This window comes from Methanosarcina sediminis, assembly GCF_052056915.1.
In the GTDB taxonomy this organism is placed as follows: domain Archaea; phylum Halobacteriota; class Methanosarcinia; order Methanosarcinales; family Methanosarcinaceae; genus MTP4.
In genome coordinates this window covers 1524080-1540827 of record NZ_CP195119.1, presented here as the reverse complement: position 1 = coordinate 1540827, position 16748 = coordinate 1524080, and the positions used below count along the sequence as shown (strand labels likewise).

The following is a 16748-nucleotide window of genomic DNA, read 5'->3' as shown; positions in this document are numbered from 1 at the left end:
GTATATGGGAGTTGGGTGCAGGGGGTTGAGAATAGGTCCAAAACGGTTGTTGGGTAAAAAAGTTTCACTTTTATATCTCTCCCTTTCTAGATATTTTTATATATTATTAAATAGGTAACAAGTTACCGCATTCTTGTCATAGAGGTCGGGTTAAGGTTCTTCACCCTGCGTTCATCCTCTGGAAATTTATCCCGTGCCCAAACGGTAAACAAAATAGAAAAACACAACAGTAATTTATAAAAATATTTGGATAATGATCTCAAGATAAGATATAAATAAGATAATTGTAACTACGTCTGTGCTCATGGTGAAATATTAAGTGTCATGAGGAACTGTAATTGACAGCTTCCTCGGATTTTCAATCAGAAAAACGAATATGAATTTATATACCAAGACTCAATTCAATACCACATAAACTATTTCGGAGTGTTAAAAACCCAAATGTACTTTTTATGTAGTTCTCCGGCAGGATGGTTGAACTTATGGATATGTTAATTTACCTTGCACCAATATGTGCCCTAATTGGTCTGGTTTTTGCAGGTGTGTCCTACAAAAATGTCCAAAAAGAAGGCGAAGGCAACGATCTAATCAAAAAAATAACCGCGTCAATTCACGGTGGGGCCATGGTCTACCTTAACAGGCAATACCGTGCAATCGCTGTTTTTGTCGTTATACTTGCAATTGTAATCGCGTTAATTTTGCCAAATGGCTCCCTCACTGCGTTATGTTTTGTCCTTGGTGCAGTGCTTTCCGCGACAGCCGGATATATAGGGATGTTTACAGCTACCAGTGCGAATGGGAGGACCACAAATGCTGCTACAAAGGGTATTGGTCCGGCCTTTAAGGTTTCATTTGCATCGGGTACTGTTATGGGAATGAGTGTCGTAGGTCTCGGTCTTTTCGGACTGTCTTCTTTATTCATATTCATCACAAGTGTTTTTACGGACCTGGACACCTTAACCGCTGTGAACATTCTGGCAGGCTTTTCACTCGGAGCTTCATCCATTGCTCTCTTTGCCCGTGTCGGTGGCGGAATATTTACCAAAGCTGCTGATGTCGGGGCAGACCTTGTTGGAAAGGTCGAAGCCGGAATTCCCGAAGACGACCCGAGAAACCCGGCTGTAATCGCTGACAATGTCGGAGATAACGTCGGGGACATTGCCGGAATGGGTGCCGACCTTTACGAATCATATGTCGGTTCAATCCTTGCAACAATGCTTCTTGCAGCCGCAACAGCAGCAACTACTTTCCCCGGAATCGCGGTTGAGAACGTTATTCTGGTGCCTTTGCTAATTTCGGCCCTTGGAATTCTTGCATCCATCGTCGGTACTTTTTTTGTCCGTACAAACAAGACAGAATCTTCCGCAATCCACAGGGCGTTTAATGCCGGCTTGATCTCCGCAATTGCTATTGCAGTTATTGCATCATATTTCGTTACGAATATGCTTCTCGGGGAATACGGACTGAATGTCTTCTTTGCAACGGTCGCAGGACTTCTCTCAGGTTTCCTCATCGGGCAGATCACCGAGTACTACACATCATATGAACGGAAGCCAACTCTTATGATTGCAAATTCCTGTGAAACCGGTTCAGCTACAAACATCATCACAGGTTTTTCAAAGGGAATGGAATCAACTCTATGGCCTGTAATCATTATCTCTATTACAATCTATATTGCATTCCAGCTCTCCGGTCTCTACGGCATAGCTATTGCAGCCGTGGGAATGCTTGCAACCCTCGGAATCTCCCTTTCAGTCGATGCATACGGCCCTGTCGCAGATAACGCAGGCGGTATTGCGGAGATGTCCCACCAGAAAGAAGAAGTCCGTGAGATCACCGATACCCTTGATGCGGTAGGAAACACCACTGCAGCTATCGGGAAAGGTTTTGCAATTGGCTCGGCAGCTCTGACAGCACTTGCTCTCTTCTCCTCATACGGGATTGCAGTGGGTCTCGACGCTATCGATGTCATGGATTCCAGTGTGTTCATAGGGCTTACTATCGGTGCGATGCTTCCGTACCTCTTCTCCTCGATGACTATCCTGGCAGTCGGAAAAGCTGCAGGTGAGGTCGTAGTTGAAGTGAGGAGGCAGTTTAAAGAGATCGTAGGTCTGATGGAAGGAAAAGCTGACCCTGATTACGAGAAATGTATTGCAATCTCAACCCACTCTGCCCTGAAAGAGATGCTCGCACCCGGTGTGCTGGCTGTTGTAGCCCCGCTTTTAGTCGGACTTATACTTGGCCCCGGTGCACTTGGCGGACTTCTTGCAGGTTCGGTGGTTTCAGGTTTCATGCTTGCAATCACGATGTCCAACGCCGGCGGCGCATGGGACAACGCAAAGAAGTATATTGAACTAGGAAACTACGGCGGAAAAGGTTCCGGTGCCCACATGGCAGGTGTCACCGGCGATACTGTGGGAGATCCTTTCAAGGACACGGCAGGTCCTGCAATCAACATCCTCATTAAGCTCATGACAATTGTGGCTGTTGTATTTGCACCCCTGTTTATCCTGTAATTTCCCACTTTTCCCCTTTTTTATTTTTTTATTTTTTTATTTTTTTATTTCTTCAAAGTTTGTCCTGATTGACGTTCTTTCCCTGGTGTTTGGATTTTTCTATCTCTCTTCTCCTTGTTCGGATTTTTCTCGATGATATTCCCCAACACTCGGGTTTTTCCATGCTGTCATTCCCAGATATTCAGAAATTTCCCGATATCATTCACTTAAATTTCGGGTTCAATAAAAAATTATATGCAAAATCTGCCCGAAGGTAAATTAATTCTATCAGATGGTAGGGTATTTCAAAAACAGGTAGAACTACAGGGTCCCGGGCATCCGATGAAAAATATTATTTCTGAGGGAAAGTGGTTAAAATTATCTTTTCGTGAGTTTTTGCGTGATCCTGAAAGTATCTGAGGTTGGGGGTCCTTCGGAGGTCCGTTTTTTAGGGGGGCGTGTTTCAGTTCACGCCCTTTACCTGGAGCAGCTGGAATTCTATTTCGTCCGGGACCGTGGCCAGGAAGACAAAGGTGTTATAGCTCAGTTTCTGAACCTCTTTGATTGCCATTGCCTGGGGTTCGGTCAGGTCTTTTGAGTCGCTTACGATGCAGAAAGATTTCCTGCTTCCCGTGTTAACCAGGAAGTTAAAGACTTCGGCATGGGTATTCAGGAAAGCGACCAGGTTTTTCAGTTCTTCCCAGGTGCTGCACATGTGGATGTTCTTGGAGCCCATGTTTTCCACGTACCAGTCCCGGCTCACGTAGGAATAGGAGGCGTACTGTTCGTTCAGTTCCTCGTAAGCTTTGAATATTTTGTTGATTTCCGTTCTCAGGTTTACCCATTTCCAGTTTTGCGTCTTGAAATAGCGGGCTGCCACGATTTCAAAGATTTCCTGCTTGTCTTCGCATTCGAGTTTCATTTTCTTCACACCTGATATGTTTCATTTTGTCCATGTTTGAATTTCAGAGATCCTGTTTGAAGGTCGTGTTTGGATGTCAGATGTCCTGTTTGAAGGTCGTGTTTGGATGTCAGATGTCCTGTTTGAACGTATTATGTTTTGTCCCGTTTTTCCGGTATGAGGGAATTTCCTGCCGGGGGCTGTGTCGATTAAAACCTTTTCGGATTCTCTGTGGAACTTTTCCGGAATATTTACGGAATTTTTTCCGGAATAATCTGTTGATTACGTCAGAAAATATACCCTTACTTTTTGGCTCAGAACTCGTCGTCCTGGGCGTAGCTCCTGTTAAAGCGAAGCGCCAGTTCCGCCCTTTCAAGCTCTCGTCCCAGATAGGCTGCGTGGTCGAGGCGGGAAATCAGTTCGAGCTCGAGCAGGGTGTCCATGACTTCTCTTGCGCTTTCTCCTGCCACTGAGGTTTTTTCATGTTCAGCCACGATAAGCCCGCCGTTTCCGTGAACCCTGTCCGGCACGATCCAGATGCGGATGGGGCCTGCGGGGTCTAAGCGCCAGTTTTTCGAAGCCTTTGCCTTAACTGCATTTTCGGGTAGGTGGCCGTCCGGACGCCTGCGTTTTTCCTTGATCCGGAGGAGGTCGAGCCCCAGGTCTTTGGGGGAGCTTTCCCTTGTTTTTGCAAGTTGCATCATTTCGGAAGCCCTTTTCAGCTCTTCTATGGAACCCTGGGCTTTGTCACTGAATTCTGGGGTAAAAAGGATGCTTGCTCCTACTTCGGCTCCGATTCCGCAAAGTGCGGCGTTGACGCCTATGGTGTCCACATCCATTAGCTCTGTTACGTTTCCCACCCCGAAGAATACGGGGATTTCCGGATAGTCTCTGTGGAACTCCCTGTAGCGGACAATTGACTCCGTGATGTTGTGCCCTATTGGGTCAAGGACAGGGTCTGCAATTATTTTTTCAATACCGAGCCTGCGGGCTGCTTCGATGTTCCGGACAAGGCTTTCCAGGCTCTCTCCTTCATCCGGAATTACCACTGCGGATGCTCCTGCTTTTGCCACAGTGGGCCCTGCGCTGTGCATGTTCGTCCCGTTCAGGCTCAGGACCAGGTCAGCCCCGGCTTCGATTCCTTCTTTGATAAGTACGGGGTCGAGGGTGTCGACGCTAATTGGGACTCCTGTCCGGGTTTTTGCCAGGGCGACCACTCTGCCTACCTGCCCGGGCTCGGTGTTCAGGGAAGCTCCAAGGTCGATGATGTCCGCGCCCCGGGCGATAAAAGCTTCGATTCTCCTTTCAAGGGTTCCGGGGTCAAGCTCGGCAGCTCCTACAATTTCTCCCATGACCTTCATGCGAGCTCCGCCTCCGAGTTTTACTTCCCTTAGGGCCAGAAGGGGGTGGGCATTTTCTTCGGCTTCCTTTACGAGCTTCAGGGCCATTTCCCTCCGCACGTCCGCAAGGAGCTCACATGCAGGGATGGTTTTAGAAAACTCCACTTTCCCGGCAAAGGGGAGCACGAAACCCAGGTCGTAGGCGTGCTTCGGGCCGAGCCGGATTTTGCAGCCGAGTTCTTCAGAAACTTTTGAAAAATCTCCCGCAACCAGTCCCGGTACCAGGATAAGTTCGATTTTTTTTGAAAAATTCGCTTCCTGGAAGGCTTTTAATAGTTTTTTAGGAGTGATGAAGGCGGCGATGTCTATGTCAACAACAAGGACGTCGGCTTTTTTCCCGGCCGCTTTCCTCACGGTATTTTCTGCAAGCCTCCCGGTTGCAATTAAAGTATCCATGTTTTTTACATAGAACCGCTAATTAAAAAGAGTATCTATTCAGGAAAAACCCGTACTCCTGCTTGCAGCTGCTTCCCCTGCTCGAAAGAGTTTTCCCGGCTCTTTTGCGTCTTACTCTTGCATTGTCGCAGGGATTGGGCCCTTCCGGACCCGAAGCAGAGTTTCCGGGCTTTTGCCTGAACCTGTTTTAGTTTATGAAGTCAATGATCGAATTGTCGTTCTTTTTCCTTATTTCACCCATTTCTCCCCTTCTGGAGTTCTGGTTCACTCTTCCTAACCTTTTTGCCCGGAAGGCTTCGGCTTCGCTCTGGGGTTCCAGGATGCCGGCACCTGCCTGGGGACCGAGGATCTGGGCTGACTGGACGCCGGTCATGATTGCCATAACACGGACCTTGCCCTCGTAATCGTCCCTGATTCTTGCGCCCCAGATGACATTGGCGTTGGATGAAAGTTCGTAGGTGAGCATGGAGGCGATTTCTTCTGCTTCCTTCAGGCTCAGGTCCGGCCCTCCGGTCACATGCACCAGGCTTCCGCTTGCACCCTTGTAATCGACGTCAAGCAGAGGGTGGTTCAGGGCAGTCCGCACTACTTCCGTGCTCTTGTCCTGGCTCTTGGACTCGCCCACGAGCATTACGGCAACCCCGCCGCAGCTCATGATGGTCCTGATGTCGGCGTAGTCAAGGTTTATCAGGGAAGGCACGGTGATAGTTTCGGTTATGCCTTTCACGGTTTCGGAAATGAGCTGGTCCATGACTGAGAAGGCCTGGTCGATTGGCAGGTTGGGCACGTAGTCGAGCAGCCTGTTGTTGTCCAGGACGATCACAGTGTCCGCTGCCCGGCGGAATTCTTCAAGTCCTTCCTCTGCTTTGACAGTGCGGGCTCTCTCAACCCTGAAGGGGCTGGAGACCATGCCTACTACGATGGCTCCCTGCTCTTTTGCGACTTCTGCGACTACAGGGGCAACACCGGTCCCGGTACCTCCCCCGAGGCCTGCGGTAACGAATACAAGGTCAGCGTCTTTTAATACTTCTTCAAGAGTGCCTCTTGCAAGTTCGGCGGCTTTCTTCCCGGTTTCGGGGTACCCGCCGGCTCCCAGACCCCTTGTGAGGGTTTTTCCCACCAGGATCTTCTTGTCAGCCCTCACGTTGTCCAGGTGCTGCTTGTCAGTGTTGATGCAGACGGTTTCCGCACCTTCAATCCCTATATTGTAGAGTCGGTTTATGGTGTTGTTCCCGGCACCCCCGCAGCCTACGATCATGATCCTCGGCTGGCCAAATTCTTCAAAATCTTCATCGGATGCCGCTTTTTTCCGGAATTCCTTCTCTTTTTCAGTATATTTCATTGCTTCCTGTACTATAGATTGCAATTCATCCCCTCGGCTGGATATTTTTTAATAATTGTGTTCCTTCAACTCCCCACCCTGTGTTCAGGAGGTCAATTATTTTGGAATACTATTGAGTGAATTTGAGAGACAACTAATATAACATCTGTCATTATTTCCATATGTCATTTTTAAGAAACCGGCACTCAACTAAACTTAAATATTTTGGGCCTATTTAAGGATTATACTTAAATTGTATATCAAGTTTATATATGTCACCCATCAATTTTATACGTGTTTCCTTTTCCCATCCCGAATCCAGGGATTTGTGGATAACATTAACCTGAAATGTGCCGAAAACCTTATATGCAATTGTCGAAACCTTCCACGAAGTATCTCATTTCTGAGGAAAATTTCTCTGTCCTGATGTGTCAGGGCAAATTTTTTGTTTTTTTGTTTATTTATATTTTTTACGTTTTTTTATTTGGTATATATACTACTAATTCTATTTTTACTCAAGTTCCGGGGCATTTAAGTCCCTAATTTCAAATTCGATGAAATCGTTTATATTGTTAGTATTTAAATAGAATCCTTAAATTTATATGTTTTGTGGTACCTGCCAAAAATTTGAAGGTTGTCTTTGAATTTTTTTATAGGATGTTACATAACTTAATTAAAATATTTCTCAAAATATTTCTCAAAATATAACGTACAGGTACAATTCTTTATGGCTCAACTTTCTCCTTTTATTATTCCTCTTTCTTCTAAATTATCTCCTAAAGTCCTCTCCCTTTCTCGACAGATGTAGCTGGCAGGGGGTAGTTCACGAATAACAATTCAAATAATACTCCGGGAAAGCTTTAAAACCTGAAAACTATTCCTACTTTATCAAACCTTCTCAATGAGGCTAAAATAGTGTTAAAAGCGTTAATTTTTGATATGGATGGCGTCCTTGTGGATTCAATGCCCTTTCACGCGGCTGCCTGGAAAAGAGCTTTTCTGGAAATGGGCATGGAAATCCGGGATGAAGATATCTATGCAATCGAAGGTTCAAACCCTAACACCGGGTTGCCCCTGCTTATCAGATGTGCAGGGGAAGACCCTGAAGCTTTTGATTTTGAAGAAATCACCGCAATCTACCGTCAGGAGTTTGGAAAGATCTTTGAGCTAAAGGCTTTCGATGGGATGAAAGAGTGCCTTGAAACCCTGAAAAGCCGCTACCTCCTCTCAGTGGTCTCAGGCTCGGACAGGCTGATCGTTAACGGAATCTTGAACCAGCTTTTTCCGGGGGTCTTCGATGCCGTGGTCACGGGAGATGATGTTATCTATGCAAAGCCCCATCCGGATCCCTTCCTGAAAGCTGTCGAACTCCTGCAGGTCAGGAAAGAAGAATGCCTGGTAATCGAAAATGCTATTTTTGGGGTGGAATCAGCAAAGAGGGCGGACATTTACTGCATCGGAGTCCCCACATATGTCGATTTTGAGCAGCTGGACCGGGCTGACCTGGTGGTAGGTGGTCACAGGGAACTCATGGAGCACCTGCTGAGCCTGGACTCTTCTCCTTCTATCTAATCTCTTTTAAAACAGCTTGAATAGCTTAAAACAGCTTGAATAGCTTAAAACAGCTTGAATAGCTTAAAACAGCTTGAATAGCTTTGAAAATAGTTTTACTAACTTTAAAAACAGTTCTAATTCATACCCTGAACACGTTTTCTTTGCAAAACATTCTGTTTTTATGGAAAAAGAAAATAAGAAATAGAAAAGGGGTGACTCTCCCGGGGGAGGTCACAGCAGCCTTACGGTTTCCAGATTTGTAAGTGCCCTGGTCTCGATCTTCAGTTTCTTGTAAATCGAACTTGCAAGGTCGATACAGGCCTTTTCTTCCCCGTGTTCGGTGAAGACCCTTTCGGGACGGGGCTGCATTTTCTTGATGTAGTCCATGAGCTGTCTTCTGTCCGAGTGTCCGGAAAAGCCGTCCACGACCTGCACTTCCATGTTCATTTTGAGGATTTCGGTGCTTCCGTTCTTTCCGGTCATGGGGATTTCCTTCCAGCCTTTCTGGATCCTGCGCCCGGTTGTCCCGTCAGCCTGGTACCCTACAAACACAAGGGTATTGCGGGCGTCGCCTGCAAAATTCCTGAAGTAGTCCATGACCGGTCCGCCGTTCATCATACCGGAGGTGGAGAGGATGACACAGGGGTGTGGGTTCTGGATGATCTTCTGGCGCATATCGTGGGAGTCCACGGGCTTGAAACACTCTGCAAGGAAGGGGTTCTGGCCCTTCTGGAAGATCAGTTTCCTCAGGTCGTTGTTCAGGTATTCGGGGTGAGTCGCATGGATCGCGGTGGCTTCCCAGATCATCCCGTCCAGGTAGACAGGGATATTGGGGATGATTCCTTTCCTTATGGACTCCTCGAGCACGATCATGACTTCCTGGCTGCGTCCTACCGCAAAAGCCGGAATCAGGACAAGCCCTCCTCTCTCAATGGTTTCCTTAACAATCCGCTGGAGGTTCTTTTCAGAGTCCCGGAGAGCTGGCTGGAAGGCGTTTGCATTCCCGTATGTGGCTTCCGAAATGACGGTCTCAACCCTGGGGAACCTGTTGACTGCAGGGTCAAAGAGCCTGGTCTTTTCGTACTTGTAGTCCCCGGTGAAGACCACATTGTGGAGCCCGTCCCCAATATGGAAGTGGGAAATTGCTGAGCCCAGGATGTGGCCTGCGTTGTGGAAGGTCAGTTTGATGTCCGGGGCAATGTCCGTAACCTCTTCGTAGTCCAGGGGGAGAGTGTGTTTGAGGGTCTTTGTGATCATCGCTGATTCGTAGGGGATCTTCTTCCCTTCTTTTGCTGCCACGTCGATGTAGTCAAGCTGGAGCAGCACCATCAGGTCCCTGGTGGGAGGGGTGCAGTAAACAGGCCCCTCATAACCGTATTTGAAAAGCAGTGGGACCAGGCCCTGGTGGTCCAGGTGGGCGTGAGTTACTATCACAGCATCGATCTGGTTAAGGGGAAAAACTTCCGGGACATAGAGGAAAGGGGTCATATTCTCGTCGGAACCTACGTTGACTCCGCAGTCAATCAGGACCCTGGACTCCGGGGTTGAGAGAAGGAAACAGCTCCTTCCGACTTCTTTGCATCCCCCTAGTGTGGTGACCCTGACCCACTGGTCTTTTGAGGTACACTCCCTGTGGATCTTCCTCCCCACGGTTTTCAGGATTTCCTTCCTTTCCTTGAGGTTGTTCCTCATGAACTCCCTTATGTTTTTTACCGTTCTGGATTTAATAGGCGGAGTCCTGGCGACCTTGGGGATCCACCCGATCTGTTTTGTGATCTCACGGAGAGTTGCACCGTGTTTTCCGATTACAAGTCCCGGCTTTTCGGCTTCTATAATCACTTCTCCGGAGTCAGGATCAAAGTAGTAACTTGAGATTACGGATTCCTTTGGAACAACTTCTTCGATGATAGAAATAGAGTCTTCGGGAGTTGCAAGCACCCTCGGGTCCGGGCGCATGGCAATGCGTGTCCGGAGTTCCTTTGCCAGGTTGCGGATGATATTTCCGTCGTCAGCGAATTTGCGGGGTTCTTCTGTATAAAGTACGAGCTGGGGCCCCTCGAATTCGACGTCGGTTATCGTAACTCCTGCCGGCAGATTTCTCTCAATTTTCTTTTTGAGGTCTAATAGCACGTCTTCAATAGGCATTAAAAATCTTCCTTTTTGTCAAAAAATCAAAAAATGTAAAATGATGGAAAAAAATTGTATTGGTAAAAAGATGTTAGTTTATATTTTAAAATAAACAACCAACAGTTTAATTTTTTTGTTAGTTGAATAATGCCCTCTTGGCCTTTATAGCTTCCGGATCCAGCCTTGTGAATGTCTCCTTTGTGATTACAACCGCATCAACGTTTTCTCCGGAAGCGGAGTCCCTTTTCATTGAGTTATGGATCGCCCGGACTGCAAGGTCAAGCCCTTCTTCTACTGTCATGTCTTCCCTGTAGTGGTCTTCAAGGACGCCGTAAGCCATGGGTGAACCGGAACCTGTGGCTGAGATCTTTGTCTCTTCAATGCTTCCTCCCAGCGGGTCCAGGGAATAAATGGAAGGCCCATTCTTGTCCATGCCTCCGATAAGGAGCTGAACCATCAGTGGGTAATAGCGGTTTGCACTAAGTAAGTTGGACATCAAAGTAGTGATCCCTTTGATTGTCATTGATTCGTTCCTGCGCATCTTATAGAGTTTCGACTCCACACTGATAAGCCGAACCAGCTGCTGGGCGTCGCCGACAGAACCGGCAGTTGTCATCCCAACCAGGTCGTCTATCTGGTAAACTTTCTTTGCAGTTTTACTTGCAATGAAGTTCCCCATTGTGGCTCTCTGCTCGCTTGCGAGCACTATCCCGTCGGTACATACTACTCCTACGGTAGTTGTGCCCTTCAGATATTTCTCATTATCCATAAACATACCCTCATAATTAAACTTTAAAATGAGAAAATGTTGCTAAAAAAAATGTTTTGGTTGAGGTGAGCATTTTTAGCTTGAATTGCAGGATTCGGCAATTCAATTCTTAGTTTGAACTGCAAGATTTAGCAACCCATTATCTCATTATTAATTTCGATATATATAACTTTTCCTCTGATTTTTTTAATAATAGTGTTTTAATGTATCTTCAGGAGACTGCTTCCGAAAAAAATTCTAGGGGGTCTTTTTCGTCTCACAGATGCAGTCTTACAAATGCAACCTGCAGGTTTCCTTTAAAGGCCCTTCCGGCAAAGAAACTTTTTAGAAGTGTATTTTCATAGGTTCGTTTTAGAACCGTTTGATACAACCTTCTTATAGAACCTTTTCGCAGAGATTCAACCGTCTCATAAAAACGTTCCATGCAGATGCGCTTTAATTAGCAGGAAATTTCCTCTATTTCTTCTGCGAGTTTTTCAACTCTCAGGGTCACTTCTTTGCCGATATGCTTTTTCTGCATTCTGCCGACCCTTTCTTCAATCGTTATCCTTCTCGTGCCCCCGACAAGGTTGTCTGCATGGGCGACGATCTTTTCTTCCAGGCTCCGGGGAAAATAATCATAGGCTGGAAGCCCTATCTCTTCTGCTTCCTCCTCTGAAATCCCGGCTCCGATATGCCTTTTTATGATCTCTGCAATTTTCGGGTCAAGTCCCAGTTCCCTGGCCAGCTCGAATCCTTCAACAGCATGAGATATTCCGTGTGTTCTGCAACGCCCAAGATCGTGCATCAGGGCTCCTGCTTCCACCAGCCGGATGTCCACTTCCTTTCCATTTGCCCTGATTTTCTCTGCGATTTCAACAGCCAGTAAAGCTACTGTCTTGCAGTGTTCTATTACTTTTGGGGAACAACCTGCCTTTTCGAGTATCCTGATAGCTCTTGTTCTTGAGATCAATACGTGAGACTCCTTTCAGGCGGAACTCAGGGCCTCCAGGCGTTTTCTAAGGGCTTCTACGAAGACGCTGTTGTCATAGTAAACAAGGTCTTCTCCGCACATCGGACAGAGAAACTCGGTTTCCGTGGCTTCGTCAAAGAGGAGGCGAACACAGCCCTGGGGGCAGACATAAAATACGTTGCCTTCTTCAAAATCAAGGCGGGTTTTCAGGTTTCTCATCAGCTTTTTCTTTTCCCTCATCAGCTGGTGTTCTATGTCCGAAAAGTTGAGGTGCCAGAGGTATGTAAGCCAACCGCTGTTGGAATCCCGCTCCCTTGCAACTATTGCAAATTTGTTCTCGTAAAGTATGAATAGAGTTCTTCTTACCGTATTTAGCAAAACCCCGCTTTTTTCAGCAATTTCTTCGTCCGTAACTTCGCCTTCGGGCATGTTCTCAATCATCTTGAGCCCTTCTTCCCCTACAAGGCTCATAAGGTACCCTCGAATAACCTTATCTTTTAAGTCGATCAACATGTTCACCTCGTGAATCCTTATAAGAATGGGACATCCCAGTATTAAAGTTTACATTCCGGATACTTTTCCGGAGCTTTCCTCAGCCCGAGATATCTCGGCATGCAGAAGCATACCCCTGCTTCAGGTCTTCCCGGCAGGGCTCAGGTACTCCCCCTGTTTTTCCATTTCTCTGTCAATAAAATCTTTTATTCTCTCTGCCCCCTCTTTAAGGGAGTGCAGGGCTTCTTCCCCGGTTGGGGCACATGCGAAGAGAGATGTCAGCGGCTCGTCAGGCCCGGCAACGGATCCCGAGCAGGGGATGTCCGCACTTTCTTCCCCGAGGATGACGTCCATGAGTGTCCGGTCTATAAAAAGTTCTCGATCCGAATAGAGAACTCCCCTGGCAGCAAAACGTTTTACTGATGGTTTTTCCGGAATCTCCCCGCGGAAACAGTTTACATGGGCTTCGAAAAGGTTCAGGTCCGTGGCTCTTTCAACCGTATCCAGACTTCCCTGGAACCTGGGGTTTATTTCAAGCACCACCGGCCCTTTTTCCGTAAGCAGGAAATCCACGCCGTTTGAACCGAGGAGCCCGAATTCGAGCATCAGTTCTTCTGCCAGTTTTTCCATTTCCCCTGCATGTTCCGTCCTGAAAGGGGTAACGTTCCCGCAGTAGGCAAAAGGCATCCTCGAAAGCCAGGGGGTCCCGATAAGCTGTTCGTTTACGGCGAGGGACAGGGCTTCTTTTTCCGTTGCAAGTAAGGAGACACTTGACGGGGTACCTTCAAGGAATTCCTGAACCATTATGTCCGTTTCTCCTGTCGGGTCCAGGAGTGAGAACTCCTCGAGCACAGCCTGAAATTCTTCCCGGTTTCTGGCAACCCTGTTAAATATTCCTCCCCCTCCTGCCGCAGGCTTGAGCATTACCGGAAATTCGATTGCATCGGTCTCTTCCGGGGAATAGCATGCAGGATGTGGGATCCCCAGGGTTTCAAGCCTTTTTGCCAGGCGCCGCTTGTCAGAAGCTTCCCTAACGGCTTGGGGACTGCTGGCAAGCACGGGGCAGGGGAAATTCCGGCAGTCGAGGTATTCAAGCCCTGATCCCGGGACCACAGCATCGAAATCCAGGCCGAAGCCTTCCATCCGCTCCAGGATGCGGGCAGGGTCAAGTTTCCGAAGTTCTCTCGGGTCCCTGCACTCAAGCAGGGCCGAAGCGTATGTACATTTTCGGAGGTCATGGTCCCTGAAGGCGTCAATGGAGCAGACAGTATATCCTGCCCTTTTTGCGGAACATACAATGTTGCGGGTGTCAAAGCCGATTATCAGGATATTCTGCATGTTTTTCCCTTTCTCTTTCCTCTATTTTTTCCGGATTTTTGTTCAGGGTTCCTTTTTCCCTATTTTATTTTTTCCGGATCCCATTTTAGGCCTTTCATTTTTTTCTGTCTTTCATTTTTTTGAGGAAAGTCACAGCTTTACAGGGCAAAAAGCCCGTACAGGGTCTTCAGGACAGGGATCTCGCTCCCGGCTCCGGCACTGAAGGAAACCGGTTTTTTTATGGCAACGGTTTCATAGGTACTGGGGTCAAGCACCAGGATTGCGTGTTCTTCGATGGAGACCAGCACGGTCATGACCGCATCGTTGATATGTGCCACCTTTTCAGCACCTTTCAGTTCCTCCGCGGGGATTGTGAAGCGGGACCCGTCTTCCAGATATATACCGTTAATCCTTTTCCCGGAATTCTTGATCTCGATTACTTTTTCCCTGTACCTTATTACGTCCCCGGACCTAAACTCGGGAAGGCGCATGGAATATGTTATTCGGTAGACGTTTTTTCCGTCTTTCATTCCCACCAGGCTCGGGGATTCGGAATAGCTGCCCCCCATTTCCGAAGTAATGAGCCGGCAGACCTGTTTGCTGGCGTTCATGGAACCCATGTAAAGGTCTGCCCCTTCTTTGAGTTCCTGGGTGTCGGTGATGAAGGCAAGGCGGTCTCCTTTTTTCTTCATCTGTTGCATGGTTTCCCTTGCTATTGCAACGGAACGCCTCTTCTCCTCTTCGGTGGGGAGTCTCCCTGTTGCCCTGACCTGAATAATTGCTTCAAAGTACCCGCCGGCTTCCCTGCTGCACATGTCGCAGGCTTCCCTGCGGACCCTTACCTCGGTTTCGGCTTCGGCATGTATGTTTTCTCCCCTTACCAGGGCATCGACCTCCACCCTCACAATATATATGTAAGGCGTAAGCTGCCTGGGTTCAAGGTAGATTTCAATATCCTCTGCTTCCTCATGGATTAAGAGGGCGTCTTCTACGTCTTTTTCCACCACTTCTCCCAGATTGCCGAAATCTTCCCAGCGGCTTTTATGAAAGTACGCACCGCAGCGGGAACAGATCCTAAGGCTTATGACCAGGGGAAGTTCGATAAGTTTGAAGTTTTCAAAGAAGCAGTCCCTGCAAACGGAATCAAGGAGTTTCTCACATTCTCTGCCGCATTTTGGGCATATTACGTAATTCATCTGTAATCCTTGCTAAAATGTTCTTTGGCTTTTCGTTCGGGAAAGAAGGCTATACGAGAACCTGAACGATCCACCAGTTTAAGTACGGTTATACTATTTAACTGTAAGGAGTGACTACTCCCACGACTAAACCGTGGCTTTCTCTTACCCTTAAGCCCCGCTTTTCGTAAAGTCCCTTTGCATGAGTCAGTTCCTGCACGGCAGGGTTCTTTTCACGACGAGGAAAACTTTGTTCGGAACCGGAACTTTGTCCGGTAATTGTTGTGTGAAAAATGGAGGTTCGTTTTTGTCGTTTTTTGGATTTGAAATCGGGGGTGAGCCCTTCCGAAACTTTCTTTCGTAACTGAATAAAAAAATAGAAAAAAATCCGTGTCATAGTGACACGGAATATTAATATTCAAATTCGTTTTCGTATTTACTGTGGTGGCCAGTTCTTTTCCATCCAGCCGGGGATACGACCGGAGTCCATTGGGCCTACCTTGATGCTTGCACTGAGTGAGTCCTCAAGGTCGCCCTGCAGGCGAGCTGACAGACCCGGAATGATAACGGTGTTGTGGTTGACGTCCTTCTTAAGGTCGAAGTCCGACTTATCAAAGGCGTCCTTTACCTTGTCGGCGGTCAGCTGGCCCCCGGCAACGGCAGCTTCCACGCCGATCCCGTCGGTGTCAACTGCAAGCAGCCAGCAGTCTATTCCGTTGGAAGCAATGTCGCTCTCTACCGTGTAGTAGGTAAGGGCGAAGTTTGTTGTGAAGAACACCGGAGAGTCTGCTGTCGGGCTTCCTACCTTGTACATGGCACCGTCAACGGCTACAGGGGTCCTCGGGTCCGTGTAGATTGTGTCTACCAGGTGCATCTCAGGCAGTACGGCATATGGCTCCATGCTGTGTAGGATCATTATGTCGCCGTATCTGATGGTGAACATCGAAGCCATCACGGTTTCCCAGTATGATGCACTTACAGGGTCCTCTATTCCTGCCATCCAGGCTGTGAAGGGAAGGGCCAGTATCGGGTATGCAATCTCAACGTCCCCATCGATTCCTGCTCTCCTGATCTTCAGGAAGTTGGTGAATGTGTTCTTCAGGCCCTTGCCTACCGGAACGGTTCCGGGGTCAAGGACAATGTCCTGAATGCCTGCCTCTGCAAAGGTCTTTGCGAGGGTCTTGAGGGCATCAAGGTCATTGAGTGCAGAAACTACCACAGGCACCTTGTACTCTAGGGCAAGTTCTCCTACTTCCTTCCAGTTGTCCTTGTTTGCGGCATAAAGCAGTGGGTTCTTGTCCTTTACTACTTCAAGGCCTGCTTTAAGGACTGCAGGATCGAAGGAACAGAGGATTAATGGGAGATCTGTTGTCTCTGCTACCTTCTTGACGGCTGCGGCAAACTTTGCGGGGTCTCCGGAGGCTGCCCTTACTGCGACACCGTCAAGGAGGAGGTAGTTCCCTACATAGAACTTCCTGAAGTCAGCAATCTGCTTTACTCTCTCCACAAGGGCCGCTTCTTCCATGTTGTCTGCCACATCGAAGAACATCTTCGTCTTGTTGAAGAAGGTGAGCTTGTGGCGGTACAGGACATCGTCCCCACCGATCTTTGCTGCTTTCTCGCCTACACCGATGATCACTTCACGGATTTCAGGAGCAAGGAGGCCTTCTAGTTCTGCGAGCTTCTTTGCGAACTTCTTTTCCTTAACCAGGGGTGGACAATCTGCCGTCTTACCGGACCTGTCTATCAGCTTTGATGCAAAGGCCATACAGGTGGGTTCCCCACATTCTCCACAGTTTGTCTGGGGCAGGTACTTGTAGGCTTGTAATGGGCTGTTTATTTTCATTGT

12 protein-coding genes are annotated in these 16748 nt (G+C 47.8%); 2 read left to right on the top strand and 10 right to left on the bottom strand.

The features are described 5' to 3' along the window. Positions 1-482 precede the first annotated feature (482 nt). Complete coding sequence (locus ACSAZK_RS06370) at positions 483-2516, top strand: sodium-translocating pyrophosphatase (protein WP_440957117.1); 2034 nt, start codon at positions 483-485, stop codon at positions 2514-2516. A 442-nt stretch (positions 2517-2958) separates the two neighbouring features. Here the strand turns inward: ACSAZK_RS06370 and ACSAZK_RS06365 are convergent, their stop codons facing one another. The 3 genes from ACSAZK_RS06365 to ftsZ form a co-directional block, all read right to left on the bottom strand. Further along, positions 2959-3417 (bottom strand): hypothetical protein, encoded by a 459-nt coding sequence (locus ACSAZK_RS06365; RefSeq protein WP_440956531.1) that lies wholly within the window; start codon positions 3415-3417, stop codon positions 2959-2961. Between the two features lie 293 nt (positions 3418-3710). After that, on the bottom strand, positions 3711-5192 hold the full coding sequence (locus tag ACSAZK_RS06360; protein WP_440956530.1) for a dihydropteroate synthase-like protein: 1482 nt from the start codon (positions 5190-5192) through the stop codon (positions 3711-3713). Positions 5193-5379: 187 nt separating this feature from the next. Beyond that, positions 5380-6558: a cell division protein FtsZ gene (gene ftsZ / locus ACSAZK_RS06355; protein WP_440956529.1), complete on the bottom strand. Its 1179-nt coding sequence runs from the start codon at positions 6556-6558 to the stop codon at positions 5380-5382. An 870-nt stretch (positions 6559-7428) separates the two neighbouring features. Between ftsZ and ACSAZK_RS06350 the strand changes: the two genes are divergently transcribed. After that, positions 7429-8085 (top strand): HAD family hydrolase, encoded by a 657-nt coding sequence (locus ACSAZK_RS06350; protein ID WP_440956528.1) that lies wholly within the window; start codon positions 7429-7431, stop codon positions 8083-8085. 213 nt (positions 8086-8298) lie between these two features. Here ACSAZK_RS06350 and ACSAZK_RS06345 read toward each other — a convergent pair whose 3' ends face one another. From ACSAZK_RS06345 to acsC, 7 genes are all read right to left on the bottom strand, one after another. Beyond that, on the bottom strand, positions 8299-10212 hold the full coding sequence (locus tag ACSAZK_RS06345; protein WP_440956527.1) for a beta-CASP ribonuclease aCPSF1: 1914 nt from the start codon (positions 10210-10212) through the stop codon (positions 8299-8301). Positions 10213-10330: 118 nt separating this feature from the next. Beyond that, positions 10331-10963: an archaeal proteasome endopeptidase complex subunit beta gene (gene psmB / locus ACSAZK_RS06340; RefSeq protein WP_048177869.1), complete on the bottom strand. Its 633-nt coding sequence runs from the start codon at positions 10961-10963 to the stop codon at positions 10331-10333. Between the two features lie 439 nt (positions 10964-11402). Continuing rightward, positions 11403-11915: a TIGR00295 family protein gene (locus ACSAZK_RS06335; RefSeq protein WP_440956526.1), complete on the bottom strand. Its 513-nt coding sequence runs from the start codon at positions 11913-11915 to the stop codon at positions 11403-11405. A gap of 15 nt (positions 11916-11930) precedes the next feature. Then, a complete protein-coding gene (locus ACSAZK_RS06330; protein WP_440957116.1) occupies positions 11931-12425 on the bottom strand; it encodes a transcription factor in 495 nt (164 codons plus the stop codon). A gap of 123 nt (positions 12426-12548) precedes the next feature. Further along, positions 12549-13745, bottom strand: coding sequence for an ATP-grasp domain-containing protein (locus ACSAZK_RS06325; RefSeq protein WP_440956525.1), 1197 nt, complete (start codon positions 13743-13745; stop codon positions 12549-12551). A gap of 137 nt (positions 13746-13882) precedes the next feature. After that, entirely contained in the window at positions 13883-14920 is a 1038-nt protein-coding gene (locus ACSAZK_RS06320; protein ID WP_440956524.1) for a 60S ribosomal export protein NMD3, read from the bottom strand. A gap of 415 nt (positions 14921-15335) precedes the next feature. Beyond that, positions 15336-16745 carry an acetyl-CoA decarbonylase/synthase complex subunit gamma gene (gene acsC, locus ACSAZK_RS06315; RefSeq protein ID WP_440956517.1) on the bottom strand — a complete coding sequence of 470 codons (1410 nt, stop codon included), beginning with the start codon at positions 16743-16745 and terminating at the stop codon, positions 15336-15338. Between the last annotated feature and the right edge of the window lie 3 nt (positions 16746-16748).